The following is a 26,239-nucleotide window of genomic DNA, read 5'->3' on the forward strand; positions in this document are numbered from 1 at the left end:
GCCCCTTGTGGGTGACAGGCTCAGCGGGTGGTCACCGCCGTGCGCGGTTGACCGCCGAGACCACGGCCTTCAGGGAAGCCCGCACGATGTTGGCGTCGACCCCGACGCCCCACAGCACCTTCCCGTCGATCGCGCATTCGATGTACGCGGCGGCCTGGGCTGCCGCGCCCTCGCTCAGGGTGTGCTCGGAGTAGTCCAGCAGCCGTACGTCGATGCCGATGGCGCCCAGGGCGTCGAAGAAGGCGGCCAGCGGGCCGTTGCCGGAGCCGGTCAGGACGGTCTCGGTGCCGTCCACGACGGCCTCGACGGTGAGCGCGTCGGTGCCCTCGCTGGTGGTGGACGTCTGGGCGGTGCGCAGCGCGATCCGGCCCCACTGGTTGTCGTCCGTCGGCAGGTACTCGTCCTGGAAGGTGGCCCAGATCTGGGCCGGGGTGACCTCGCCGCCGTCGGCGTCGGTCTTGGCCTGAATCGTCTTGGAGAACTCGATCTGCATGCGGCGCGGCAGATCCAGGTTGTGGTCGTTCCGCAGGACATAGGCGATACCGCCCTTGCCGGACTGCGAGTTGACCCGGATGACGGCCTCGTAGGAGCGGCCGACGTCCTTGGGATCGATCGGCAGGTACGGGACGGCCCACTCGATCTCGTCGACCGTCTTGCCCTGCTCGGCCGCGCCGGCCTCCATCGCCTCGAACCCCTTCTTGATGGCGTCCTGGTGGGAGCCGGAGAAGGCGGTGTAGACCAGGTCGCCCGCGTAGGGGTGGCGCGGGTGGATCTGCATCTGGTTGCAGTACTCGGCGGTGCGGCGGATCTCGTCGATCTGCGAGAAGTCGATCTGCGGGTCGACGCCCTGGGAGAACAGGTTCATGCCCAGGGTCACCAGGTCGACGTTGCCGGTGCGCTCGCCCTGTCCGAACAGGCAGCCCTCGATGCGGTCCGCCCCGGCCATGATCGCCAGCTCGGCGGCGGCGACGGCCGTGCCGCGGTCGTTGTGCGGGTGGACGGACAGGCAGATGTGCTCGCGGCGGGACAGGTTCCGCGACATCCACTCGAACCGGTCCGCGTGGGTGGAGGGCGTCGAGCGCTCGACGGTCGCGGGCAGGTTCAGGATGATCTCGCGCCCGGCCTCGGGCTGCCAGACGTCCATGACGCCCTCACAGACCTCCAGCGCGAAGTCCAGCTCGGTGTCGGTGAAGATCTCCGGGCTGTACTGGTAGCCGAAGACCGTGTCGTCGCCCAGGATCTTGTCGGCGTACTCGACCACCAGCCGGGTGCCGTCCACCGCGATCTGCTTGACCTGCTCACGGGTGCCGCGGAAGACGACGCGGCGGAAGGTGGGCGCGGTGGCGTTGTACAGGTGCACGGTGGCCCGGTGCGCGCCGCGCAGGGACTCGACGGTGCGCTCGATCAGCTCTTCGCGGGCCTGGGTGAGGACGGAGATCGTCACGTCCTCGGGGATCGCGCCCTCTTCGATGATCGACCGTACGAAGTCGAAGTCGGTCTGGCCGGAGGAGGGGAAGCCGACCTCGATCTCCTTGTATCCCATGCGGACCAGCAGGTCGAACATCTCGCGCTTGCGCGCCGGGGACATCGGGTCGATCAGGGCCTGGTTGCCGTCCCGCAGGTCGGTGGACAGCCAGCGCGGCGCCGCGGTGATCCGGTTGTTCGGCCAGGTGCGGTCGGGGATGTCGACGGCCTCGTACGGGCCGTACTTGTGGATCGGCATGCCCGAGGGCTTCTGGGTGACGGTCGCGGCGGTGATGGGGGTGGGACGGCCTACGGCGCGCTGGCCGGGATTGTCGGACGTGCTCATGATGCGTGGGCTCCTCTTGAATGCCGCTCGTGGTGTCCGCTGGACGAAAGTCCATGGGCGGCCGACGGGGCGAAATCACCGCAACGCCGAACTCCGCGGGGAGGGGGTCGGCCTACGACTACAGGCCCTCGCCGCGGCAGCTAAGAAGAAGCAGCCCGAAACGCATGATGCCAAGCAGCCTAACCGAGACGCGCGCGGCGTGTGGCCCCGTATCACTATGCGGACCACGGCATCTCGCGCGGAGAAATGGATATCTACCACTCGATTTCATCAATCATGACCGCAAGGCGTGACAAGCCGACGACACGGTGCGACATTGCCTGGATGGATGTCAACGCGAACTCCCGCAGGCGCGGTGTTTTCTGCACGATCGTGCCGCCGCATGTCCTCGACAAGCTCTCTCAAGCCGAGGACTCCGCCCTCGCCGACCCCGCCCGCCGCACCCTGGAGCGGGACGCCCTGGAGCGCACGCGCCGCCGGATCACCACCGTCCGCGGGATCGCCGCCCCCACCCCGGAGGGCACGCCCTCCGACCGGCCCAAGCGGACGATCTACGACTCCCAGCACCAGGACACGCTGCCGGGCAAGAAGGTGCGCGGCGAGGGCGACACCGCGACCTCGGACGAATCGGTGACCCGCGCCTACAACGGTCTCGGCGCGACCTTCGAGCTGTTCCTCAAGGTCTACGGCCGCCACTCGATCGACGACGCGGGCCTGGCGCTGGACGCGAGCGTCCACTACAGCCAGGACTACAACAACGCCTTCTGGAACGGCGAGCAGATGGTCTTCGGCGACGGCGACGGCGAGGTCTTCCTCGACTTCACCATCCCCATCGACGTCATGGCCCACGAACTGACCCACGGCGTCACCCAGTACACCGCCAACCTGGACTACTTCGGCCAGTCCGGGGCGCTCAACGAGTCGATGTCCGACGTCTTCGGCTCGCTCGTCAAGCAGCACGCCCTCGGCCAGAGCGCCGAAGAGGCCGACTGGCTGATCGGAGCCGGGCTGCTGGCGGAGCGGGTCACCGGGGTGGCCCTGCGCTCGATGAAGGCCCCCGGCACGGCGTACGACGACGATGTCCTTGGCAAGGACCCGCAGCCGGCCACGATGGACGACTACGTGCGCACCTCGCGCGACAACGGCGGCGTCCACATCAACTCCGGCATCCCCAACCACGCCTTCTACCTGGCCGCCACGGCACTCGGCGGCAACGCGTGGGAGAAGGCCGGGCGGATCTGGTACGACGTGCTGACCGGCGGCGAGCTGTCCCAGGACGCGCAGTTCGACGACTTCGCCCGGCTCACGGTGGCCGCGGCGCAGGCCCGCTACGGCGAGGGCGAGGAGCGGGACGCGGTGCGGGGAGCCTGGGAGGGCGTCGGAATCACCGACCTGGACGCGCGCTGATGCCCGCCCTCGGGGTACTCATGGACCTATGCGTATCTCCGTGACCCGCTCCGGCGGATTCGCCGGAATCGAGCGCCGGGCCGATCTGGACACCTCCGGACGGCCCGACGCCACCCATCTGGCCGCCTTGGCCCACCAGGCCGTCGAGACCGGCGCCCCGGAGGCCACGCGCGGCGTCCCGGACGGCTTCCACTACGAGATCACGGTGGACGGCCGCACGGTCCACGCCGCGGACCCGCACCTCAGCGACGCCCAGCGCGAGCTGGTGCGGACGGTGCTGAAGGAGGGCACGTAGCGCGCGGGCGCCCTCCTCAGAAAGGCGCCCTCAGAACCGCAGCCTGCGCAACCGCTTCGGGCCCCTCTCCCTCTGCCTCCCTCAGAAACCCAGCCTGCGCAGCTGCTTCGGATCGCGCTGCCAGTCCTTGGCGACCTTGACGTGAAGGTCGAGGAAGACCGGCGTACCGAGCAGCGCCTCGATGTGCTTGCGCGACTTGGAGCCGACGTCCTTCAGGCGGCGGCCCTTCGGGCCGATGACGATGCCCTTCTGGCTGGGCCGCTCGATGTACAGGTTGGCGTGGATGTCCAGCAGCGGCTTGTCCGCCGGGCGGTCCTCACGCGGCAGCATCTCCTCCACGACCACCGCGATCGAGTGCGGCAGCTCGTCCCGTACGCCCTCCAGCGCCGCCTCGCGGATCAGCTCGGCGACCATCACCTGCTCCGGCTCGTCGGTGAGGTCGCCCTCGGGGTAGAGGGTCGGGCCCTCGGGGAGCAGCGGGACGAGCAGGTCGGCCAGCAGGCCCACCTGGCCGGCCCCTCTCCCACCACCACCCTCATCCGAGGGACTGCGTCCCGCCCTCTCTTTTTCCGCGCCCACCGCCGACACCGGGACGATCTCGGCCCACTCGATGCCCAGCTCCTTGCCGAGCCGGTCGATGGCCAGAAGCTGCTGGGCCAGTTGCTCCGACTCGACCAGGTCGGTCTTGGTGACGATCGCGACCTTGGGCGTCTTCTTGATCCCGGCCAGCTCGGTGGCGATGAAACGGTCGCCGGGGCCGAGCTTCTGGTCGGCGGGCAGACAGAAGCCGATGACGTCGACCTCGGCCCAGGTGGTCCGTACGACGTCGTTCAGCCGCTCGCCGAGCAGGGTGCGCGGCTTGTGCAGACCGGGGGTGTCGACGAGCACCAGCTGTGCGTCGGGGCGGTGCACGATGCCGCGCACGGTGTGCCGGGTGGTCTGCGGGCGGTTGGAGGTGATCGCGACCTTCGTCCCCACCAGCGCGTTGGTCAGGGTCGACTTGCCCGCGTTGGGGCGGCCGACGAAGCAGGCGAAACCCGAGCGGTGCGGGGTCTCCCGCTGCTCGGTCGGGGACGGGAAGGTACCGGCAGTCATGGCCACCATTCTCCCCGATGCCCCGGCACGCTCCGACCAGCCGCCCGTCCTGCCCCTCTCCCCGGGCGGTGGTCAGTCGGTCACCGTGGCGCGCAGGGTGCCGTCGGGGCCCGCCAGCAGGATCGGGGTCCCGGGCCCGCCGAGGTCCGTTACGGCCGCGCGGTCCTCGTCGGTGGCGGTCTCCGCCTCGGTCACCACGGCCGCGGCCTCCAGCGACTTCGCACCGCTGGCGACCGCCATCGCGACGGCGGTGCGCACGGCGCTGAGCTGGAGCGAGTCGAGGGCGACGGTGCCGGCGACGTAGGTGCGGCCCGTCTCGTCGCGTACGGCGGCGCCCTCCGCGACGCCGTTGCGGGCCCGCGCGGAGCGGGCCAGCGTGATGATCTTGCGGTCTTCGGGGTCCAGCTGCGCTGCATCGCTCATACGGATGAGCATAGGACGGGCCGCTGACCGGGCGTGACACCGGTCGTGCGTCCGGCGGGCGCGCATGGACCCGCGCCGGGCCGCAGTGGCGACGGCCCGGCGCGGGCGGTTTTCAGGGGTGGTGCCCCGCGGTCGTCAGGGGAGGAGCGGCGTCGGCTGGAACGTCAGCGAGGCGGAGTCCGACGACGGGCTCAGACCGGGCGCCCCCGCGAAGGAGGCGGTGTACGTGCTGGCGGTCAGCACCGTCGCCGGGACGGTGACGTTGGTCCGCGTCGCCGTGCCGGAGGCGTTGGTGACCGCGCTGCCCAGGGCGACCGGGCCCGCCGCGGTGTTGGCGACGAAGGTGATGGTCTGGCCGGGGATCGGGTTGTTCGACGCGTCCCTCAGGGTCGCGCTCAGGGTCGGAATGACGAACGTGCCGTTGAACCGCAGCCGGATCGTGGCCGGGTTCGCGGTCACGGTGGTCCCGGTCGGCGGCACGACCACGGTCTGGGTGATCGTCGGTGAGGTCGAACCGGCGAAGCAGCCGTCGCCGCCGTAGGTGGCGGTGACCGTGTGCGGTCCGGTGGTGAGGGCGTTGGTGCTGACGGTGGCCTGCCCCGCGCCGTTGAGCGTGCCGGTGAGGGTGGGACCGCCGCTGATCACGAAGGTGACGGTGCCGGTCGGGGTGCCGGTCCCCGGCGCCACCGGGGCCACGGTGGCGGTGAAGGTCACCGTCTGGCCGGGCGCGGAGGGGTTGGGGGTGGAGGTGAGCGTGGTGGTGGTGTTCGCCGTGCTCACCGTGGCGGTGCCGGTGGCCGTCGACCCCGCGACGCCCGTGCTGCCCGCGTACGTGGCCGTCACCGTGTGCGTACCCACGCTGAGCCCCGTGGTGGTCACACACGCCTGACCGCTCGCGTTGAGCGTTCCGGTCAGGGTGGGACCGCCGCTGATCGCGAACGTGACCGTGCCGGTCGGGGTGCAGGTGCCCGGGGACGCGACCGTCACCTGGGCGCAGATCGTCACCGACTGGCTGCACACGGACGGGTTGGGCGTGATCGTCAACACCATGGAGGAGGTGGCCTGGTTGACGGTGACCGTGCCGCTGCCCGTCGAGGGCGCGACGCCGCCGCCTCCCCCGTAGATCGCCGTCACCGCGTGGGTGCCGACCGGGATGGCGCTGGTCGTCACGCAGGCCTGGCCGCTCGCGTTGACCGTGGCCGTCAGCGTCGGGCCGCCGACAACCACGAAGGTCACCGTGCCGGTCGGGGCGCAGGTGCCGGGCGGCACGGTGGCCACCTGGGCGCACAGCTGGACCGACTGACCGCAGACCGACGGGGAGGGCGTGACCGTGACCGTGGTGGTAGACGACGCCGGGTTCACCGTGATCGGCGTCGTGGCCGACGAGCCCGCGACGCCGGTGTTGCCCCCGTAGGTGGCCGTCACCGTGTGGGCCCCCACCGGGATGGCGCTGGTCGTCACGCACGCCTGACCACTCGCGTTGAGCGTTCCGGTCAGCGTCGGACCGCCCGCGACCACGAACGTCACCGTACCGGTCGGCGTACAGGTGCCGGGAGCCACGGTCGCCACCTGCGCGCACAGAGTCACCGACTCACCACATACGGCGGGCAGGGAGGGGAGAACCGTGGTGGTCGACGCTGCCTGCCCCACCGTCACGGTCGAGGTCCCGGTGGAGCCCGCCACGTTGGTGCTGCCCCCGTAGGTGGCCGTCACCGTGTGCGTGCCCGCGGGAATCGCGCTGGTCGTCACGCACGCCTGGCCGCTCGCGTTGAGCGTTCCGGTCAGCGTCGGACCGCCCGCGACCACGAACGTCACCGTACCGGTCGGCGTACAGGTGCTGGGCGATCCCGTCGTCACCTGCGCGCACAGGGTCACCGGCTCACCGCACACCGACGTGGCGGGGGAGACCGTGACGGTCGTGGTCGACGTTCCCTGGCCGACCGTGACCGTTCCTGTGCCCGTGGAGCCCGCAACGTTGGTGTTGCCCCCGTAGGTGGCCGTCACCGTGTGCGTCCCCACCGGGATGGCGCTGGTCGTCACGCACGCCTGACCACTCGCGTTGAGCGTTCCGGTCAGCGTCGGACCGCCCGCGACCACGAACGTCACCGTACCGGTCGGCGTACAGGTGCCGGGAGCCACGGTCGCCACCTGCGCGCACAGGGTCACCGACTCACCACACACCGGCGCGGCGGGGGACACCGTGACGGTCGTGGTCGAGGACGCCGGGTTGATGGTGAGCGGCGTCAAGGGCGAGTTGGACGCGGCGAAGTTGGTGTCGCCGTTGTAGAACGCGGCGACCTGGTGAGTGCCCACGCTCAGGGCGGGGACGGTGACGGAGGCGTTCCCGGAGGCGTCGAGAGTCCCGGTCAGCGTGGGTCCGTCCGCGCTGATGATGAAGCTGACCGTGCCGGTGGGTGTGCCACTGCCCGGGGGCACCGCCGCCACGTTGGCGGTCAGCGTCACGGTCTCTCCACAGACGGGCGCGACCGGGGTGAAGGTGACGGTGGTGATGGTCGCCGCCTGGTTCACCAGCTGGATGGTCGTGCCGGACGAATTGTCCAGCGGGTCGGTGCTGTTGACGAAGTTCGCCGTGACCACATGGGAGCCGACGGCGAGCGACGAGTCGGTCACGCTGGCCGTGCCGGAGTCGGGCCCGGTGGGGGTGAGCGTCACGGGGCCGATGGTCGGCCCGCCGGTGATGACGAAGGTCACGTCACCGAATGGAGCGGTACCGGCGGTGATGCCGGTGACGGTGGCGGTGTAGGTGACGGATTGACCGAAGACGGAGGGATTCGGTGTGGAGGTCACCGTGGTGGAGGACATGGAGGCGGCCGCCCTTCCTGTTCTCAGGGAGAGGTGAGCCGCCCGGCTCCGCGCGGCGTGTACGCCGCGCGGAGCCACGGCCTCTGTCCGGGGGTGCCCATACGGCCGGCCTGCCTACGTCGGAACGACAGGCCGACTGTCCCCCGACAGGGGTATGGGCGGCCCACCGGTCGGTATCTGTAAGTAAGCCGCCGCCTACGCCAGATGGGCCAGACCGCAGAGGGCGAATGCATCCGGATGGCGCAGCGCGACCCCGCGCGTCCGTGCGCCTCCCCGCGCGGGCGTGATACGGGGCGCCCCCGCGCCCTCTCGGCTCCCCCAACGCCTACCGCGCGTCCCCCGGGGGCCTTACGACTCGGCCGCCGCCGTCTCCCGCACGGGCTCCACCAGCACCGTCACGATGCGGTTGCGCCGGCCCGCCGGGGATTCGGCGGTCAGCCGCAGCGCCTTCAGGGCCGGGTCGGTGCCCCCTTCGGGGACGTCGACCTGCGCCGTGGCGCCCGCGATCGGCACGCGCCCCAGCGACTTGGCGAGCAGCCCGCCCACCGTCTCGACGTCCTCGTCCTCCAGGGCCGTGCCGTACAGCTCGCCGAGGTCACCGAGGCCGAGCCGGGCGGTCACCCGGTGGGTGCCGTCGCCGAGGTCCTCCACGGGCGGCAGTTCGCGGTCGTACTCGTCGGTGATCTCGCCGACGATCTCCTCGAGGATGTCCTCGATGGTGACGATGCCCGCCGTGCCGCCGTACTCGTCGATCACGACGGCCACATGGTTGCGCGCCTGCTGCATCTCGCGCAGCAGGTCGCCCGCGTTCTTGGTGTCGGGGACGAAGGCGGCGGGCCGCATGGCGGTGGAGACCAGCTCGGACTCGGACTCCCGGTTGATGTGCGTCTTGCGGACCAGATCCTTCAGATAGACGATCCCGACGATGTCGTCCTCGTTCTCCCCGGTGACCGGGATCCTGGAGAAGCCGGAGCGCAGCGCGAGGGTGAGCGCCTGGCGGATGGTCTTGAAGCGCTCGATGGCCACCAGGTCGGTGCGCGGGACCATCACCTCGCGCACCAGGGTGTCGCCCAGCTCGAAGACGGAGTGCACCATGCGCCGCTCGTCGTCCTCGATCAGCGACTCCTGCTCGGCGAGGTCGACCAGCGCGCGCAGCTCGGCCTCGGAGGCGAACGGGCCCTTGCGGAAGCCCTTTCCGGGGGTGAGCGCGTTACCGAGGAGGATCAGCAGCGGCGGGATGGGGCCCATGATCCGGGCCAGCGGGATCAGCACATAGGCGGCGACGGTCGCGGTGTTGAGCGGATGCTGCGCGCCGATGGTGCGCGGCGAGACGCCGACGGCCACGTACGACACCAGGACCATCACGCCGATCGCGACGGTCAGCGCCTTCCACGTCTCCGGGAACGCGTGCAGACAGGCGTACGTGACGACGGCACCCGCCGCCACCTCGCACGCGACCCGCACCAGCAGCGCCACGTTGAGGTAGCGGGTGGGGTCCTCGGCGACCAGCATCAGCTTGGCGCTGCCCCGCCGCCCGTTCCGCACCGCTTCCTCGGCGCGGAACCGGGTGGTGCGGGCGAGGCCCGCCTCGGCGCAGGCGGCCAGCCAGGCGACCACCACCAGCAGGACCGTCGCCGTGAGGAGCTGCCCGTTCATCGCGTGGTGGGGGCCGGGGAGGGCCCGGTCAGGCCGTACTCGGCCCGCCAGCCGTCGACGATCGCCGCCTGGAGGCCGAACATCTCGGCGCGCTCGTCCGGCTCCTCGTGGTCGTAACCGAGGAGGTGGAGGACGCCGTGGACGGTGAGCAGCTGAAGCTCCTCGTCCATGGAGTGCCCGGTCGGCGCCTCCTCCCCCTGCTTCTTGGCCACGTCGGGGCAGAGCACGATGTCCCCGAGGAGCCCCTGCGGGGGCTCCTCCTCGTCCTTGGCGGGCGGCCGCAGCTCGTCCATCGGGAAGGACATGACATCGGTCGGCCCCGGCAGGTCCATCCACTGGATGTGGAGCTGCTCCATGGCGTCGGCGTCGACGACGATCAGCGACAGCTCGGAGAGCGGGTGGATACGCATCCGGGCCAGTGCGTAGCGGGCGACGTCCAGGATCGCGCGCTCGTCGATGTCCGTACCGGATTCGTTGTTGACGTCGATCGCCATGGGGTGGTTCGTCTTTTCTCGGGTTTCTCGGACTTCTGGGGCTTCTGTTACTTCTGGTGCTTCTCGGGTTCTTCGGGCCGGGTCACTGCCCGTTGCGGCTGTCGTACTGCTCGTACGCGTCGACGATACGGCCGACCAGCTTGTGCCGGACCACGTCCTTGCTGGTGAGCAGGGAGAAGTGGACGTCCTCGACGCCGTCCAGGATGTCCCGCACCTGGCGCAGACCGCTCTTGGTGCCGCCCGGGAGGTCGACCTGGGTGACGTCACCCGTGATCACGATCTTCGAGTCGAAGCCGAGCCGGGTGAGGAACATCTTCATCTGCTCGGGGTTCGTGTTCTGCGCCTCGTCGAGGATGATGAACGCGTCGTTGAGCGTCCGGCCGCGCATGTACGCCAGCGGGGCGACCTCGATCGTGCCCGCTGCCATCAGGCGCGGGATGGAGTCGGGGTCGAGCATGTCGTGCAGCGCGTCGTACAGGGGCCGCAGATACGGGTCGATCTTCTCGTAGAGCGTGCCGGGCAGGAAGCCCAGCCGCTCCCCCGCCTCGACCGCCGGCCGGGTCAGGATGATCCGGGTGACCTGCTTGGACTGCAGGGCCTGGACCGCCTTGGCCATGGCCAGGTAGGTCTTGCCGGTACCGGCCGGGCCGATGCCGAAGACGACGGTGTGCTTGTCTATCGCGTCGACATAGCGCTTCTGGTTGAGCGTCTTGGGGCGGATGGTGCGGCCGCGGTTGGAGAGGATGTTCTGAGTGAGCACCTCTGCGGGCGTCTCGGCCGCCTCGCCCTCGCCGTTCTCGGCTGCGCGCAGCATGGAGATGGAGCGCTCCACCGCGTCCTCCGTCATCGGTTGACCGGTGCGGAGCACCAGCATCATCTCATCGAACAGACGCTGGACCAGGGCGACTTCGTCAGGGTCCCCGGTCGCGCTGACTTCGTTGCCCCGGACATGGATATCGGTCGACGGGAACGCCTTTTCGATCACGCGCAGCAGCGAATCCCCGGACCCCAGGACCATGACCATCGGGTGCTTGGTCGGGACCGTGAACTGCGCGTGCGCCTGCGGTGCTGTGGTTGGTTGCGTCATGGGCTCGGCTCTGCGGCCTGCTCCTACCTCCTGCGACAAGGGTTCTCGTTGCTCGACAACCTTGAGATACCAGGGTACGACGGGCCACCGACAAGACCCGAGTGCTTTTACTCCACACCCTTCATCACACCGGGCCTCGACGCCTGAGTGCCTGGTACGGGGCACGGGTGTTCACGCCCGGCGGAAGCCGATCGTGGGGACGGCCCGGCGCAGGAGGCTCGGGCGGGCGGCGGTGGGCAACAGGCGGTCGAGGAAGGCGTAGCGGCGCAGCGCGCTCGGCTCCTGGTCGTCGTAGGAGCGGGCGTGCTGCCACCAGGCGCCGATCTCGCACCAGCCGGGCGCGGACAGCGAGCCGCCGAACTCCTGGACGGACAGCGCGGCGGTCAGCCCGGCGAACGCGAGCCGGTCGGCGAGCGGCCAGTCGGCGAGGGTGCCGGTGACGAAGCCCGCGACGAACACGTCCCCGGCGCCGGTCGGGTCCATGGCCTCTACGGCGATCGCGGGCACCTCGGCGGTCTCGCCGGTGCGGCCGTCCACCGCGTACGCCCCCTCCGAGCCCAGGGTGACCACGGCGAGCGGCACCAGGTCGGCGAGCGCGCGGGCGGCGGCGCGCGGGCAGTCGGTGCGGGTGTAGCTCATCGCCTCGGCCGCGTTGGGCAGGAACGCCTCGCAGTGCTCCAGGTCGGCGAGGTCCGCCGGGTCCCAGCGTCCGGTGTCGTCCCAGCCGACGTCCGCGAAGATCCGGCTGCCGCGCCGGGCGGCCTCGGCGACCCACTCCTCCCGGCGGCCGGGGACGAGGGAGGCGATGGCGGCCCGGGCCGGCGGCGGGCAGCTGGGCGCGGGTTCCTCGGGCGGCGGCGCCTCGTGGCCGTGGCTGACCATCGTGCGCTCGCCCTCGTACGCCATGGAGACGGTCACCGGGGAGTGCCAGCCGGGGATGGTGCGGGACAGCGCCAGGTCGATGCCCTCGCCGCGCTCCAGCGCGTCCCGGCAGTAGTCGCCGTAGTGGTCGTCGCCGAAGGCGGCCGCGAGCGAGGTGCGCAGCCCCAGCCGGGCCAGCGCGGTGGCCATGTTGGCGACGCCGCCGGGGCTGGAACCCATGCCGCGCGCCCAGGACTCGGTGCCGCGGACGGGCGCGGAGTCCAGGCCGGTGAAGATGATGTCGAGGAAGACGGTGCCGGTGAGATAGACGTCACAACCCGGGTCGCCGGGGTCGCGGACGGCCGCCAGCGGATCGAGCAGGGGGCGGCAGGGCGAGGGCTGGTCACCGTCGTGTGTCGTCACCGTGTGCTCCCAGGTCGAACCGTTCTGTTCCGTTTTGTACCGTTCCGTTCTGTTGCCGCCGCCGGGGCGGATGCGGCCAGTGTGCCCGATGAGGCCCGGTCCCCGCGGCGGGGTGACGGCGCCGGACAGGGGGCCTAGCGCTTCGGCACGGCCACGCTCATCAGGTCCTGGGCGACGGTCAGCTCCCCGTCGAAGCCCGCCGCCCGCGCCTGGCGCTCGAACTCGGCCGGGTCGCCGTACCGCTGCGAGAAGTGCGTCAGCACCAGGTGGCGTACGCCCGCCCCGGCCGCGATCCGGGCCGCCTGCCCGGCCGTCAGATGGCCGTGCTCGGTGGCCAGCGGCTCGTCCTCGTCCAGGAACGTCGACTCGATCGCCAGCAGGTCGCAGCCCTCGGCCAGCCGTTCCGCCCCCTCGCACAGCCGGGTGTCCATGATGAACGCGAACCGCTGGCCGCGCCGGGCCTCGCTGACCTCCTCGAGGGTGACCGTGCGGCCGTCCCGCTCGATCACGCCCTCCCGCTGGAGCCGGCCGATCTCGGGCCCGCGCACCCCGTGCGCCGCGAGCCGCTCCGGCAGCATCCGGCGGCCGTCGGGCTCGATCAGGCGGTAGCCGTACGACTCGACCGGGTGCGAGAGCCGGACGGCCTCCAGGGTGTACGCGGGGGTACGGGCGATCACCTCGCCGTCACCGCTCACCGGCTGCTCGGCCAGCTGGACCGTCTCGCGGTAGGCGGTGGCGTACCGCAGCCGGTCGAAGAAGCGCTGTCCGCTCGCCGGGTAGTGCGCGGTCACCGGATGGGGAACGCGGTCGAGGTTGATCCGCTGGATGACCCCGGCCAGCCCCAGCGAGTGGTCCCCATGGAAGTGGGTGACGCAGATCCGGTTGATGTCATGGGCGGCCACCCCGGCCCGCAGCATCTGCCGCTGCGTCCCCTCGCCGGGGTCGAACAGCACGCCCTCGCCGTCCCAGCGCAGCAGATAGCCGTTGTGGTTGCGGTGCCGGGTGGGCACCTGGCTGGCGGTGCCGAGGACGACCAGTTCACGTGCGGACAACGGAATTACCCGGGGGGCCAGTTGAGGCCGCGGCCGCCGAGGACATGGGCGTGGGCGTGGAAGACGGTCTGCCCGGCGCCCGAGCCGGTGTTGTACACCACCCGGAAGCCGGTGCCGTCGATCTTCTCGTCGGCCGCGACGGCGGCTGCCTCGCACAGTATGTCCGCGGCGATCTGCGGCTCGGCGGCCGCCAGGGACGCGGCGTCCGGGTAGTGCACCTTGGGGATCACCAGGACATGCGTCGGGGCCTGGGGGTTGATGTCGCGGAAGGCGACGGTGGTGTCGGTCTCGCGGACGACGGTCGCCGGCACCTCCCCCGAGACAATCTTGCAGAACAGGCAGTCGGCCTGCGGTTCTCCCGCCACCGGTGGCTCCTCACGGATCGTCGGCACGTTACGGATCATCAACGCTTTGCACGGATGCTACCGGGCCTCCCTCAGGGCAGCCCGCTCGAACCAGATGGTGATCAAGGGTGGCACCCAGCCCGCGTGCGTGAGCACCTGGAGGACCAGCCGGTCCGTCCACGGGACGGTCACGATCAGCACCGCGCACAACGTGGACCACACGGCCTCGTAGAACGAGACCTTCACCCAGAACTCCCGCCGCACCAGCGACCGGACGCCCAGCCTGGCGCCCTGTGGCAGCTTGCGGTACGCGCGCCAGGCGCCCAGGGCCCAGACGACCGCCATCAGGGCGAGCGCGTAGAGCCTCGTGCCGAGGGGCGCGGGCAGGGCGGTCGCATCGTCCCCGGTGGGGAAGACCCTGGCGGTCAGTACGGCGATCAGCAGGCACAGCAGGGCGAGCCAGCGGGTGCCGCGCACCATCCTGAACAGTGTGTCCTCAAGACCCTTGCGCATCCGCTGGTCGCCCGGGGCGGCGGCCAGCGCCTGGACGTAGCCCTCGGCGACCTCCGGAAGCTTGGCGTCCTTCGAGTACGCCTTGCCGGTGGCGACTTCCTGCAGCGCCCAGGCGTTGGACGGGTCGATGCGCAGCACCTCGCGCACCGCCTGATCGCACACATCGCGCCGCCCGAGGGCCAGGGACGCCTTCCACAGGGCGTAATGGGTCTCGATCTCCTCCGGGCCGAGCCGCACCGCCGTCACCGCCGCCTCGTACGCCTGGGGCCAGCGGTCGGGCGGCATGATCAGTGCCTCGGAGAGCGCCGTGTACGCCATCCAGTGGTCCGGCGAGATGCGGATGGCCTCGCGGGCGGCGGCGACCGACTCGTCCGAGCGGCCCGTGCGGCGCAGGGCGAGCGAACGGAACCGGTGCGCGGAGAAGTCCTCCGGGGCGCGGCGCAGCGCCTCCTGGGTCGCGTGCAGCGCGTCCTCGAAGTCCTTGGTGTTGATGTGGCAGATGGCCAGCCGCACCCAGGCCCGGACGTCGTCCGGATCACTGGCCAGGCGGCGGGCCAGCAGTTCCTTCGCCTGGTCGAACCGTCCGAGTTCGAGCAGCGCGGCCCCCTGCGCGGTCAGCGGGTGCTCGGTCCCTGTCTCGCTCATGTACGGCCCCCGTCTCCGTGCCCGCTGTCGTCTGTGTACGCGGCGTTTGTGTGCGCGAGGTTCACAGCATCCGCTTCCGCTTGAGGTACGCCAGCAGATCGTCGTACGTGCCGCCCTCGTTGGCGAACTGGGCCACATTGCGCGCGGTGTCGAACCACGGGCGGGTCGAGGGCCGCACCTGGCCCAGCGCGGCCAGCAGATCATCCTGGCCGATCATCCGGGGCTGTCCGGTCCGTACGGAGTCCATCAGCGCCCGCTCGGCCGCCGTCTCGCACAGGTACTTGAGGTCCGCGCCGGAGAAGCCGTCGGTCCGTTTGGCCAGTTTGCGCACGTCGACGCCCGCGATCGGGCGGTCCCGCAGATGGTGGCGGAGGATCTCCTCGCGCGCCGGCTGGTCGGGCGGCAGCACCAGCAGGGTGCGGTCGAGGCGGCCGGGGCGGCGCAGCGCGCCGTCCACGTCCCAGGGGTGGTTGGTGGCGGCGAGCACGAACAGCCCCTCGTTGGCGTCCGAGTCGACCCCGTCCAGCTCGGCCAGCAGCTGGTTGACGGTGGTGCGCAGTCCGCTGTGGCGGAGCTGGCTGCGCTTGGCGCCCAGGGCGTCCAGCTCGTCCAGGAAGAGCACGCAGGGGGCGCTGCGGCGGGCCGTCTGGAACAGCTCGCGCATGTTGCGTTCGGAATTCCCGATCCACATGTCGAGGACGTCGCTGATGCTGACCGACATGAAGTGGGCGCCCAGCTCCCCGGCCACGGCGCGCGCGATGAACGTCTTGCCGCAGCCGGGCGGCCCGTACATCAGCAGCCCGCCGCGCAGGCTCTTGCCGTAGAGCTTGCGCAGCTCGGGGTTGCGCATGGGGGCGAGGAAGGCGGCTTCGAGGCGCTGCTTGACCTCGTCCATGCCGCCGATGTCGGCCAGGCGCACACCGGTGCGCTCCACTTCCCACGCGGAGGTCTCACCGGGGTCGTCGGAGCCGTCGGCGGCCAACGGCCTGTGCGGTTCGGGGGCCTCTGGTGTCTCTGAGGTCTCTGGCGTCTCCGGGTCTTCAGGGGTCTCGACGAAGCGTGGCGGGACGACGTCCGCCAACTCACCCTCGGCCCGCCGCCAGTCGTACGAACCGTCTCCGGACGCGGGGGCGGGGGCGGGCGGCGTCGGGGGCGCGGGCGGGGCCGGGGGCGCTACGGCGCGCACCATCAGGGCCTGCGCTTCGGCGTTCCCGGGATCGCGTTGAAGGGCCGCCGCGATCTCGGATATCGCGTCCTGCCCGTGGCCGCCCTCCAGCAACAGCCCGGCCAGGTGCAGCCGCAGGGGTACGTCGTCCGGGGCGGCGGCCACGGCCGCGCGCAGGCTCTGGATCAGCGGTGACTCGTCCGGCATGGCCCACAGCTTATGCGGACCCTATTTCCCGGGTTCGGTGGTCCTCCGGTCCCAGGGGTGGGTGGTGGTGGCCTTGTCCCAGGGGTGGGTGCGCTCCGCCGTGGGGCTCCCCGTGTCGTCGCCGCCGTCGCACTCGCCGATCACGGTGGCCCGGAACACCTTCGCTCCCGCGATCTTGCCGGTCAGATCGCCGCGCACGCAGTGGTTCTCGCGCACATAGGTGACGTTGCCGCTGACCCCGATCGCCTTGTCGTCCTCGGTCCTGCCGCGGCAGTTCACGGAGGCGTCCGTCGTGCCCGAGTCACCGGCGCGGGAAGCCGAGGCCCCGGCCGTGGGGCGGGTCTTCAGATCCGCGTTGCAGGTCAGCCAGCGCACCCCGACGCCGCCCCGCTCCAGGGCGGAGGTGGAGACCTTGTCCGTGGTGACCGAGACGGCGATCGCGGTGACCCCGCCGTCCCTCGGCTCACACCCCGTCATCGCGACGGCCGCGACCACCGCGGCCACGGCCGCCAGCAGCGGCCGTCCGTGCCGTACATGATGGCTCAATACCCCCATAGAGGACAGGTTCCCATCACGCACGGCGATCCGGAAGACCAACCTCGGCCACCCGGGGGCTTCTCAGCTCCAGCGGCCGGTGCGGCCCAGCAGGAGCGCGGTGGCGGCCGTTCCGGCCGTGGAGGTGCGCAGGACGCTCGGGCCCAGCCGGTACGGGCGCCCGCCCGCCTCGGCGAAGGCCGCCAACTCCTCGGGCGAGATGCCCCCTTCGGGGCCCACGACCAGCACGATGCGGCCCTCCTGGGGCAGTTGGGCCGTCGCCAGGGGGTCGCTGCCCTCCTCGTGGAGCACGGCCGCGAGGTCGGCATCGGCGAGAAGTCGAGCAACCTCCTTGGTCGTCATCGCGTCCGCGATCTCGGGGAAGGTCAGCCGACGGGACTGCTTGCCCGCCTCGCGCGCGGTCGACCGCCACTTGCCGAGCGCCTTCTGCCCGCGCTCGCCCCTCCATTGGGTGATGCAGCGGGCGGCCGTCCACGGCACGATCGCGTCGACGCCCGTCTCGGTCATGGTCTCCACGGCCACCTCGCCGCGGTCTCCCTTGGGCAGCGCCTGGACGACGGTGATCCGCGGGCTCGGCGCCGCCTCATGCCGTACGTCGTCCACCTCGACCAGCAGCCGGTCCTTCCCCTCGACGGCCGCCACGGTGCCCGATACGCCCGTACCGGCGCCGTCCGTCAGGACCACGGCCTCGCCGACCCGCAGCCGCTTCACCGCCACCGCGTGCCGCCCCTCGGGGCCGTCGAGCGCGATACGGGCCCCCGTGGCCGCGCCCGCAAGGGAGTCGGCCACGAACACCGGGGCGGTCACGACACCACGCCTCGCGGGTCCTGGAGCCCGTACGCGGCCCCCGCGGCGCCCAGCTCGGCGGCCAGGGTCTCCACCAGCCGCGCGGCGGGCAGGTCGCGCGCCAGCCGGTGCCCCTGCCCGGCCCACAGCGCCATGCCCTGCGGATCGCCCTCCCTGGCCGCCGCCTTGCGCAGTCCGGAGGTGAGGTGGTGCAGCTGGGGGTAGGCGGCCGGGGCGTACGGGCCGTGTTCGTGGATGAACCGGTTGACCAGACCGCGGGCCGGGCGGCCGGAGAAGGCCCGGGTCAGCTCGGTCCGGCCGAACAGCGGATCGGTCATGGCCGCCTTGTGCAGGGCGTTCGCCCCCGACTCGGGGCAGACCAGGAACGCGGTGCCCAGCTGTCCCGCGCCCGCGCCCGCGGCCAGCACCGCGGCGATCTGCGAGCCGCGCATCAGCCCGCCCGCCGCGATGATCGGGATCTGCACGGTCTCGCGCACCAGCGCGACCAGCGACAGCAACCCGAGCGTGGCACCGGGCGCGTCGTCGGCCGGGTCGTTGCGGAAGCCGCCCTGGTGGCCGCCGGCCTCCACGCCCTGGACGCAGACGGCGGCGGCGCCCGCCCACTGGGCCGTCTCCGCCTCCACCGGCGTGGTCACGGTGACGACGGTCCGGGTGCCCACCCGGGCGAACGCGTCCAGCACGGCGCGGGTGGGACAGCCGAAGGTGAACGAGACCACCGGGACCGGGTCGTTCAGCAGGACCGCCAGCTTGGCGTCGTACGCGTCGTCGGCGCCGGCGTCCGGGTCCCCGAGCGTGGTCTGGTAGCGGGACGCCTCACCCGCGATGCGGTCGGCGTAGACCGCGACGGCGGCCGGGTCGCCGGGCGCCTGCGGCATGAACAGGTTGACGCCGAAGGGGCGGCCGGTCAGCCCGCGCAGCTGCTTGATCTCCTCGTACATCGCCTCCGGCGTCTTGTAACCGGCGGCGAGGAAGCCGAGGCCCCCGGCCTCGCAGACGGCGGCGGCGAGCTGCGGGCAGGAGGCCCCGCCCGCCATCGGAGCCTGCACGATCGGGTAGCGGGCGAGATCGGTCAGCGCGGAGGACATGGGCACATCGTGCCATGCCCCCCGCGGCGATCCGTCACCGGATCAGCGCCCACCGAAGGTGTTCACCGCGACGCCTACCGCCCGTTGAACGCGTCCTTCAGGCGCGAGAACAGCCCCTGCTGCCCGGGCTTGAATTCCCCTGTCGGCCGCTCCTCGCCGCGCAGCTTGGACAGCCGCCGCAGCAGCTCCTCCTGCTCCGGGTCGAGCTTGGTCGGGGTCGTCACCTCGACGTGCACGATGAGATCGCCACGGCCGCCGCCGCGCAGATGGGTGACGCCGCGCTGGTGCAGCGGGACCGACTGGCCGGACTGGGTGCCGGGCCGGATGTCGATCTCCTCCAGGCCGTCCAGCGTCTCCAGCGGCACCTTGGTGCCGAGGGCCGCCGCGGTCATCGGGATCGTCACCGTGCAGTGCATGTCGTCGCCGCGCCGCTGGAAGACGGGGTGCGGCACCTCGTGGATCTCCACGTACAGGTCGCCCGCCGGGCCGCCGCCCGGGCCGACCTCGCCCTCGCCCGCGAGCTGGATCCGGGTGCCGTTGTCCACACCGGCCGGGATCTTCACGGTCAGCGTGCGCCGCGAGCGGATCCGCCCGTCGCCCGCGCACTCCGGGCACGGGGTCGGCACCACGGTGCCGAAGCCCTGGCACTGCGGGCACGGCCGCGACGTCATGACCTGGCCGAGGAAGGACCGCGTCACCTGCGAGACCTCACCGCGGCCGCGGCACATGTCGCACGTCTGCGCCGAGGTGCCCGGCGCCGCGCCCTCACCGCTGCAGGTGGTGCACACCACCGCGGTGTCGACCTGGATGTCCTTGGTGGTGCCGAACGCTGCCTCGTTCAGCTCCACGTCGAGGCGGATCATGGCGTCCTGGCCGCGCCGGGTCCGGGACCGCGGGCCGCGCTGCGAGGCGGTGCCGAAGAAGGCGTCCATGATGTCGGAGAAGTTGCCGAAGCCCGCGCCGAACCCACCGGCGCCGCCGCCCGCGGCCGAACCCGACGGGTCCCCGCCCAGGTCGTAGACCTGCTTCTTCTGCGGGTCCGACAAGACCTCGTAAGCGGCGTTGATCTCCTTGAACCGCTCCTGGGTCTTCGGATCCGGGTTCACGTCCGGGTGCAGCTCGCGTGCGAGCCGGCGGAATGCCTTCTTGATCTCGTCCTGCGAGGCATCGCGCTGCACGCCCAGGACTGCGTAGTAGTCCGTCGCCACTTACGACTCCGCCAGGATCTGTCCGACGTAACGTGCCACTGCGCGTACCGCTCCCATCGTTCCGGGGTAGTCCATGCGGGTCGGTCCGACCACGCCGAGTTTGGCGACGGCTTCGTCGCCCGAACCGTAGCCGACCGCGACGACCGAGGTGGAATTCAGCCCCTCGTGAGCATTCTCATGCCCGATGCGCACGGTCATACCCGAGTCTTTGGCCTCGCCGAGCAGCTTGAGGAGGACGACCTGCTCCTCAAGTGCCTCCAGCACGGGCCGGATCGTCAGGGGGAAATCATGCACGAAACGCGTGAGGTTCGCGGTGCCGCCGATCATCAGCCGCTCTTCGGTCTCCTCGACAAGCGTTTCGAGCAATGTCGCCAGCACGGTCGAGACCGTCCCCCGGTCCTCCTGTTCGAAGGACTCCGGAAGATCCTGCACCAATTGCGGCACATCCGCGAACCGCCGCCCCACGACCCGGCTGTTGAGCCGGGCCCGCAGATCCGCCAGCGAGTCGTCACTGACCGGAGCCGGGCAGTCCACCACGCGCTGCTCGACCCGCCCGGTGTCGGTGATCAGCACCAGCATCACCCGGGCAGTGGCCAGCGGCAGCAGTTCCACGTGCCGCACCGTCGAACGGGTCAGCGACGGGTACTGCACCACCGCGACCTGCCGGGTCAGCTGCGCCAGCAGCCGGACGGTGCGCCCCACCACGTCGTCGAGATCGACGGCGCTGTCCAGGAAGTTCTGAATGGCGCGCCGCTCCGGAGCGGACAGCGGCTTCACTCCGGCCAGCCTGTCCACGAAAAGCCGGTAGCCCTTGTCCGTGGGGATGCGCCCGGCGCTGGTGTGCGGCTGGGCGATGAAGCCCTCGTCCTCCAGCGCGGCCATGTCGTTGCGCACCGTGGCCGGGGAGACTCCCAGCCGGTGCCGCTCCGTGAGCGCCTTGGAACCGACCGGCTCCTCGGTGCCCACATAGTCCTGGACAATGGCACGCAGAACTTCGAGTCTGCGTTCGCTGAGCACCCCGCGCACCTCCAGTCCAGCCGTGTCATCAGGTCGTCCGTCTGGCACTCAATGGTCACGAGTGCCAGAACCCCTCAGCCAGTGTACGGCGGGGTGCGGTGGCCACGGCAAGAGCCGCCCCCCGCCGGCGCACCGGCCACACGTCACGCTATCGCTATGGGAGCTAGCGTCTCGGTATGAAGACGTGTTGGGAAGAGGCAGGGTGGGAAGAGCTCGCGCCCGATGTCGCCCGCCGCCGGCTGCCGGACTGGGACTGCACGGTCGGCGTGATCGTCGGCCGTACGGACGTCCTCGTGGTGGACACCGGCTCGACGCTGCGCGAGGGCGCGGCGCTGCGGGCCGAGATCACCCGGCTGACCGGCCGCCGGCCGACGCGGATCGCGCTCACCCATCCGCACTTCGACCATGTCCTGGGCACGGCCGCCTTCGCGGGCTGCGAGGCGTACGGGGCCACCGGTATGGACGGCCTGCTGCGCCGCGACCGGGACGCGCTGCGCGAGGACGCGGTACGGCACGGGGTGGCCCCGGGTGCCGCCGCCGAGGCCGTCGATCACCTCGTACCGCCGCATCACGCGGTCTCCGGGGAGATCACCCTCGACCTGGGCGGGCGGTCGGTGCTGCTGGCGAATGTGGGCCCCGGGCACACCGCCCATGACCTGGCCGTTCTGGTGCCGGGGCGGCCGGAGGTGGTCTTCTGCGGCGATCTCGTCGAGGAGTCGGGCCCGCCCCAGGCCGGGACCGACGCGATCCCCGCCCGCTGGCCCGCCGCCCTCGACCGGCTGATCGCCCTCGGCGGCGAGGACGCGCGGTACGTGCCCGGCCACGGGTCGGTCGTGGACGCGGCCTTCGTACGTGACCAACGCGACGAACTGGCCGCGCGCTTCGGCGTGTCACCGTAACGGCACGTTCCTGTTGATCGGCCGCGCTATCGTCATCCGGATGCGCAGCCGACACTACGACTCGGATCTGACCCCGCCCTGGAAGCGGCAGCAGCCCGCTCCCGAGGTTCCCGCGGACGTGGACCTGGTGGTCGAGGAGGTCACCACGGGGTTCTGTGGCGCCGTGATCCGCTGTGAGAAGACCGCGCAAGGGCCGACGGTCACTCTGGAGGACCGCTTCGGCAAACACCGCGTCTTCCCCATGGAGCCGCGCGGCTTCCTCCTGGAGGGCCGCGTCGTCACCCTCGTACGCCCGCGCGCGACGGCCCCCGGCGCGCCGCAGCGCACGGCCTCCGGCTCGGTCGCCGTGCCGGGCGCCCGCGCACGGGTCGCCCGCGCCGGGCGCATCTACGTGGAGGGCCGCCACGACGCGGAGCTGGTGGAGCGGGTCTGGGGTGACGACCTGCGCATCGAGGGCGTCGTCGTGGAGTATCTGGCGGGCGTCGACGATCTGCCCGCCATCGTGCGCGACTTCTCCCCCGGCCCGGACGCCCGGCTCGGCGTCCTGGTGGACCATCTGGTCGCCGGATCCAAGGAGTCCCGTATCGCCGAGCAGATCACCGACGAGAACGTCCTGGTCGTCGGGCACCCCTTCATCGACGTGTGGGAGGCCGTGAAGCCGTCCTCGCTCGGCATTCCCGCCTGGCCGACGGTGCCGCGCGGCCAGGACTGGAAGACAGGCGTCTGCCGGGCGCTGGGCTGGCCGGAGAACACGGGAGCCGCGTGGCAGCGGATCCTGTCCGCGGTCCACTCCTACAAGGACCTGCGGCCGGAGCTGCTGGGGCGGGTGGAGGAATTGATTGACCACGTCACCGTAGGCCCCTGAAACCTCAGCCACTGGTATTCGTTGGCACGGTGGTGGGCCGGCCGGTTCGCTCCGCCATTGCGGAGGTGTTCCGTCGATCAGCTCGTCCACACGGCCCAGCAGATCGTAGTCCCCGCGTCAGCGGGGGTGCCTGGTCAGTCCACCACGTCCCGCACCACCGCGTCGGCCAGCAGGCGGCCCCTGAGCGTGAGCACGGCCCGGCCCCGCCCGTAGGGCTCCGGCTCCAGCAGACCGTCCTCCAGCGCCCGCGCCGCGGCCGCCGCACCGGCCGGGCGCAGCAGCTCCAGCGGGCACCCCTCGGCCAGCCGCAGCTCCAGCAGGATCCGCTCCACCCGGCGCTCCTCGTCGGACAGCAGCTCCCGCCCGGCGCCCGGTGAGCGGCCCTCGCCGATCGCCTGGGCGTACGCCCCGGGGTGCTTGACGTTCCACCAGCGCACCCCGCCGACGTGGCTGTGCGCGCCGGGTCCGGCGCCCCACCAGTCGGCGCCGCGCCAGTACAGCTCGTTGTGGCGGCACCGGCCCTCGGGCGAGGTCGCCCAGTTGGAGACCTCGTACCAGGCGAAGCCCGCCGCCGCCAGCATCTCCTCGGCGATCAGATACCGGTCCGCGTGCGCGTCGTCGTCGGTCATCGGCACCTCGCCGCGCCGGATCCGGCGGGCCAGCTGGGTGCCCTCCTCGACGATCAGCGCGTACGCCGACACATGGTCCGGACCCGCGCCGAGCGCCGCGTCCAGGGAGGCCCGCCAGTCGTCGTCGCTCTCGCCGGGGGTTCCGTAGATCAGGTCCAGGTTCACATGATCGAACCCGGCGGCCCGCGCCTCCGCGACGCACGCCTCGGGCCGCCCGGGGGTGTGGGTGCGATCCAGCACCTTCAACACGTGCTGCCGGGCGCTCTGCATCCCGAACGACACCCGGTTGAACCCTGCCTCCCGCAGGGCCTCCAGATACCGCGGATCGACCGACTCCGGATTGGCCTCGGTCGTGATCTCGGCCCCCTCCGCCAGCCCGAACTCGTCCCGGATGGCCGCGAGCATCCGCCCGAGGTCCCCGGCCGCCAGCAGGGTCGGCGTGCCGCCGCCGACGAACACGGTCTCGACCGGCCGCGGATCGTCCCCCAGCACCTTCCGCGCGAGCCGCACCTCCTCCGCGACCTGGTCGGCGTAGTTGTCCCGGGAGGCGAGCACCCCTCCGGAACCGCGCAGCTCGGCGGCGGTGTACGTGTTGAAGTCGCAGTACCCGCAGCGGGTGGCGCAGTAGGGCACGTGCAGATAGAACCCCAGCGGCCGCCCGGCCGCCCCGGCGAGCGCGCCGAGGGGCAGCGCGCCGTCCTGGGGCATGGGGTCGCCGTCGGGCAGTACGGAAGGCATACGCCCCATTGTCCGCCATGCCGCACCCCTCCCCTACCGGCCCCCGCGACCGCCCCGCGCCGCTCCGCCCGCGCGCCACGCGGCCGCTCCACACCCGTGGGCGTCCGGCCGTCGGGCGGCGTACACGCGCCAGGGGCGGCTGATCGGCCAAGCGTCCCTAGAGGGCTCTCAGGACCAGCATCGCCAGGTCGTCGTCGGGCGGCTCCACCGCGAACTCGTCCACCGCCCGTCGTACCCGCTCCGCGACCTCCCGCGCGCTCAGCCCCGCGCAGTCCGCGAGCACCGCCGCCAGGCCGTCCTCGTCGTCGAACTGGCGGCTGCCGGAGCGGTGCTCCGTCACTCCGTCCGTCACGCACAGGAGCGTCTCGCCGGGCGCCAGATCGAACGTTTCACTCTCGTACGCGGCGTCCTCCACCACGCCGAGGAGTATCTGCGGCACGGCGACCGTTCGTACCGTTCCATCGGGCTGGAGGAGCAGCGGCAGCGGATGACCCGCGCTCGCCAGCGTGCACCGCACCCCGCCTTCGCCGCCCTGCCCCAGCGGCACCAGCTCCCCGTAGAGGAGCGAGAGGAACCGCGCCGGGCCGCCGCCCGGCGGCAGGCCCGCGCCGCCCGGGTCGGCGCCGCCCGCCGCCTCGACCGCCTCTCCGACGGCCTCCTCGCCCAGCAGCTGGTTGAGGCGGTCGAGGACCTGCCCCACGTCGTAGCCCTCGCGGCCCAGCAGCCGCAGCCAGGGCCGCACCAGGCCGGTCACCACGGCCGCCTCAGGACCGTTTCCGCAGACGTCGCCCAGCACGAAGCACCAGCGCCCGTCGCCGGCCGGGAAGACGTCGTAGAAGTCGCCTCCGGCCGAGATGTCGCCGGTCGGCTCGTACACGACGGCCGACTCGACGCCGGGGATCCGGGCGATCCCGGACGGCAGCAGGCCGCGCTGGAGCACCGAGCTGATGGTGGCCTGGCGCGTGTAGCGCCGGGCGGAGGCGAGGGCGAGCGCCACGCGGCGCGTGAAGTCCTCGATCAGGCCGACCACTTCGTCCGGCATGCGGACGAGCCCGGCCCGCCCGAGCAGCAGCGTGCCCACCGCGCGGCCGCCCGCGATCAGCCGGCAGGCGAGCGCCGCGCCGCCGGGCCCGTACGCCGCGGGGTCGGCCGGCCACGGCCAGTCCACGGCGCCGCCGCGCGCGGTGGCGGGCAGTTGGGGTGGTTCCTTCTCCAGCACCTGCCGCAGCCCCTCCATGCGGCTCTCGCTGGCGTGCCAGACCCGGGCCAGCCGCGGCGGGCCGCTGCCGGTGTCGAGCCAGACCGCGCACCAGTCGGCGAGCCGCGGCACCAGCAGCTGTCCGGCGAGCGAGGTGACCATCTCCTCGTCGAACTGCCCGGCGAGCAGGTCGGACGCCTCGGCGAGGAAGGACAGCGCGCCGTGCCGGGTCCATTCCGGATCGGCGCGGCGGGCGGGCGCCCGGCGCGGCGCGGGGGCGACGATCTCGGTGCCGCGCGAGGCCCACTGGGGCGCGAGGCCCCCGGCCGCGGGCTCCTCGGGCACCGCCGGTTCGGCGGCGGCCGCGACCGACACCTGGAACCACACCGTCTTGCTGGCCCGCCGGTACGTCGTCCCCCACGCCTCGGCGATCTCGGCGACGAGCCGCAGCCCGTGGCCGCCGGCGCACTCCGCGCCCTCGGCGTCGGGCGGCGGATCGCCGCGCAGCACCCGGCTGGGGTGGTGGTCGGTCACCTCCACGACGAGGGAGGGCGGTTCGCCCTCGTGGCTGGACACATCGAGCGCGCAGCACACCTCGACCGCGGTGCCCGCGTGCACGACGGCGTTGGTGACCAGCTCGCTCACCAGCAGAACGGCCTCGTCCGCGACCCGGTCGGTGATCCGGTCGGCGGCCGGTACGTCGAGCGCGACCCACTCGGCGAGCGCGGCACGCACGAACCGGCGTGCCGCGGCGGCCGCGAGCGGGCTGCCGGGCAGGCTCGCGCGGGCCGAGGCACTGGTACGGACAGGACCGATTCCCCCGACCGGCAGAGCCACCCCGCCTGCGGATGCAGACGGGGTGGAAGATGACGTCCCCACTGTGCGGCTCCTGAGAAGCTCCGTCATATGCGCCGTATCCGGCATGGACAGAGTGACAG

General features: G+C 72.0%; 23 protein-coding genes. 4 read left to right on the forward strand and 19 right to left on the reverse strand.

Going from position 1 to position 26,239, the window contains the following annotated elements; all coding sequences use genetic code 11:
- Positions 1–31: 31 nt before the first annotated feature.
- Positions 32–1,810: a 2-isopropylmalate synthase gene (leuA, locus tag ACH4SI_RS26365; protein WP_398299692.1), complete on the reverse strand. Its 1,779-nt coding sequence runs from the start codon at positions 1,808–1,810 to the stop codon at positions 32–34.
- A 324-nt stretch (positions 1,811–2,134) separates the two neighbouring features.
- Here leuA and ACH4SI_RS26370 point away from each other — a divergent pair, with 324 nt between their 5' ends.
- Together ACH4SI_RS26370 and ACH4SI_RS26375 are read left to right on the forward strand one after the other, a co-directional pair.
- Entirely contained in the window at positions 2,135–3,217 is a 1,083-nt protein-coding gene (locus tag ACH4SI_RS26370; protein WP_398299695.1) for a M4 family metallopeptidase, read from the forward strand.
- Positions 3,218–3,245: 28 nt separating this feature from the next.
- A complete protein-coding gene (locus tag ACH4SI_RS26375; protein WP_398299698.1) occupies positions 3,246–3,512 on the forward strand; it encodes a protealysin inhibitor emfourin in 267 nt (88 codons plus the stop codon).
- Positions 3,513–3,593: 81 nt separating this feature from the next.
- Here the strand turns inward: ACH4SI_RS26375 and ACH4SI_RS26380 are convergent, their stop codons facing one another.
- The 16 genes from ACH4SI_RS26380 to hrcA all read right to left on the reverse strand — a co-directional run bounded on the left by ACH4SI_RS26380 (position 3,594) and on the right by hrcA (position 20,972).
- Positions 3,594–4,607 carry a GTPase Era gene (locus tag ACH4SI_RS26380; RefSeq protein WP_398299700.1) on the reverse strand — a complete coding sequence of 338 codons (1,014 nt, stop codon included), beginning with the start codon at positions 4,605–4,607 and terminating at the stop codon, positions 3,594–3,596.
- A 72-nt stretch (positions 4,608–4,679) separates the two neighbouring features.
- Positions 4,680–5,042: a cytidine deaminase gene (locus ACH4SI_RS26385; RefSeq protein WP_398299702.1), complete on the reverse strand. Its 363-nt coding sequence runs from the start codon at positions 5,040–5,042 to the stop codon at positions 4,680–4,682.
- 123 nt (positions 5,043–5,165) lie between these two features.
- A complete protein-coding gene (locus tag ACH4SI_RS26390) occupies positions 5,166–7,853 on the reverse strand; it encodes a beta strand repeat-containing protein (RefSeq protein WP_398299705.1) in 2,688 nt (895 codons plus the stop codon).
- A 348-nt stretch (positions 7,854–8,201) separates the two neighbouring features.
- Positions 8,202–9,509, reverse strand: a complete 1,308-nt coding sequence (locus ACH4SI_RS26395; protein ID WP_398299707.1) for a hemolysin family protein — start codon at positions 9,507–9,509, stop codon at positions 8,202–8,204.
- On the reverse strand, positions 9,506–10,003 hold the full coding sequence (ybeY, locus tag ACH4SI_RS26400) for an rRNA maturation RNase YbeY (RefSeq protein ID WP_398299710.1): 498 nt from the start codon (positions 10,001–10,003) through the stop codon (positions 9,506–9,508). Before ybeY ends, ACH4SI_RS26395 begins: the two co-directional genes overlap by 4 nt.
- Before the next feature lie 82 nt (positions 10,004–10,085).
- Positions 10,086–11,090, reverse strand: coding sequence for a PhoH family protein (locus ACH4SI_RS26405; RefSeq protein ID WP_398299712.1), 1,005 nt, complete (start codon positions 11,088–11,090; stop codon positions 10,086–10,088).
- Positions 11,091–11,261: 171 nt separating this feature from the next.
- Entirely contained in the window at positions 11,262–12,374 is a 1,113-nt protein-coding gene (locus tag ACH4SI_RS26410) for a PfkB family carbohydrate kinase (protein ID WP_398299714.1), read from the reverse strand.
- Between the two features lie 134 nt (positions 12,375–12,508).
- Positions 12,509–13,426: a ribonuclease Z gene (locus ACH4SI_RS26415; RefSeq protein WP_398299716.1), complete on the reverse strand. Its 918-nt coding sequence runs from the start codon at positions 13,424–13,426 to the stop codon at positions 12,509–12,511.
- Positions 13,427–13,431: 5 nt separating this feature from the next.
- Positions 13,432–13,791 carry a histidine triad nucleotide-binding protein gene (locus ACH4SI_RS26420; protein ID WP_398300238.1) on the reverse strand — a complete coding sequence of 120 codons (360 nt, stop codon included), beginning with the start codon at positions 13,789–13,791 and terminating at the stop codon, positions 13,432–13,434.
- A gap of 57 nt (positions 13,792–13,848) precedes the next feature.
- Entirely contained in the window at positions 13,849–14,928 is a 1,080-nt protein-coding gene (locus ACH4SI_RS26425; RefSeq protein ID WP_398299718.1) for a tetratricopeptide repeat protein, read from the reverse strand.
- Between the two features lie 61 nt (positions 14,929–14,989).
- On the reverse strand, positions 14,990–16,300 hold the full coding sequence (locus tag ACH4SI_RS26430; RefSeq protein WP_398299720.1) for an ATP-binding protein: 1,311 nt from the start codon (positions 16,298–16,300) through the stop codon (positions 14,990–14,992).
- 21 nt (positions 16,301–16,321) lie between these two features.
- Complete coding sequence (locus ACH4SI_RS26435) at positions 16,322–16,855, reverse strand: hypothetical protein (protein WP_398299722.1); 534 nt, start codon at positions 16,853–16,855, stop codon at positions 16,322–16,324.
- Positions 16,856–16,918: 63 nt separating this feature from the next.
- Positions 16,919–17,662: a 16S rRNA (uracil(1498)-N(3))-methyltransferase gene (locus ACH4SI_RS26440; RefSeq protein ID WP_398299724.1), complete on the reverse strand. Its 744-nt coding sequence runs from the start codon at positions 17,660–17,662 to the stop codon at positions 16,919–16,921.
- Positions 17,659–18,747, reverse strand: a complete 1,089-nt coding sequence (locus tag ACH4SI_RS26445; protein WP_398299726.1) for a nitronate monooxygenase — start codon at positions 18,745–18,747, stop codon at positions 17,659–17,661. Before ACH4SI_RS26445 ends, ACH4SI_RS26440 begins: the two co-directional genes overlap by 4 nt.
- Before the next feature lie 74 nt (positions 18,748–18,821).
- Positions 18,822–19,955 carry a molecular chaperone DnaJ gene (dnaJ, locus tag ACH4SI_RS26450; protein WP_123106629.1) on the reverse strand — a complete coding sequence of 378 codons (1,134 nt, stop codon included), beginning with the start codon at positions 19,953–19,955 and terminating at the stop codon, positions 18,822–18,824.
- The gene (gene hrcA / locus ACH4SI_RS26455) at positions 19,956–20,972 is read right to left on the reverse strand and encodes a heat-inducible transcriptional repressor HrcA (protein WP_398300240.1); all 1,017 of its coding nucleotides are present in this window, start codon (positions 20,970–20,972) and stop codon (positions 19,956–19,958) included.
- Positions 20,973–21,148: 176 nt separating this feature from the next.
- Here hrcA and ACH4SI_RS26460 point away from each other — a divergent pair, with 176 nt between their 5' ends.
- Positions 21,149–21,871, forward strand: a complete 723-nt coding sequence (locus ACH4SI_RS26460; RefSeq protein WP_398299729.1) for an MBL fold metallo-hydrolase — start codon at positions 21,149–21,151, stop codon at positions 21,869–21,871.
- Between the two features lie 40 nt (positions 21,872–21,911).
- Positions 21,912–22,736, forward strand: coding sequence for a DUF3097 domain-containing protein (locus ACH4SI_RS26465; protein WP_398299731.1), 825 nt, complete (start codon positions 21,912–21,914; stop codon positions 22,734–22,736).
- Between the two features lie 134 nt (positions 22,737–22,870).
- On the opposite strand, the gene hemW is transcribed toward ACH4SI_RS26465, so the two are convergent.
- Positions 22,871–24,103, reverse strand: coding sequence for a radical SAM family heme chaperone HemW (gene hemW / locus ACH4SI_RS26470; RefSeq protein ID WP_398299733.1), 1,233 nt, complete (start codon positions 24,101–24,103; stop codon positions 22,871–22,873).
- Between the two features lie 157 nt (positions 24,104–24,260).
- Positions 24,261–26,225 carry a SpoIIE family protein phosphatase gene (locus tag ACH4SI_RS26475; RefSeq protein WP_398299735.1) on the reverse strand — a complete coding sequence of 655 codons (1,965 nt, stop codon included), beginning with the start codon at positions 26,223–26,225 and terminating at the stop codon, positions 24,261–24,263.
- Between the last annotated feature and the right edge of the window lie 14 nt (positions 26,226–26,239).

It is taken from the genome of Streptomyces sp. NPDC021212, assembly GCF_044332925.1.
Lineage (GTDB): Bacteria > Actinomycetota > Actinomycetes > Streptomycetales > Streptomycetaceae > Streptomyces.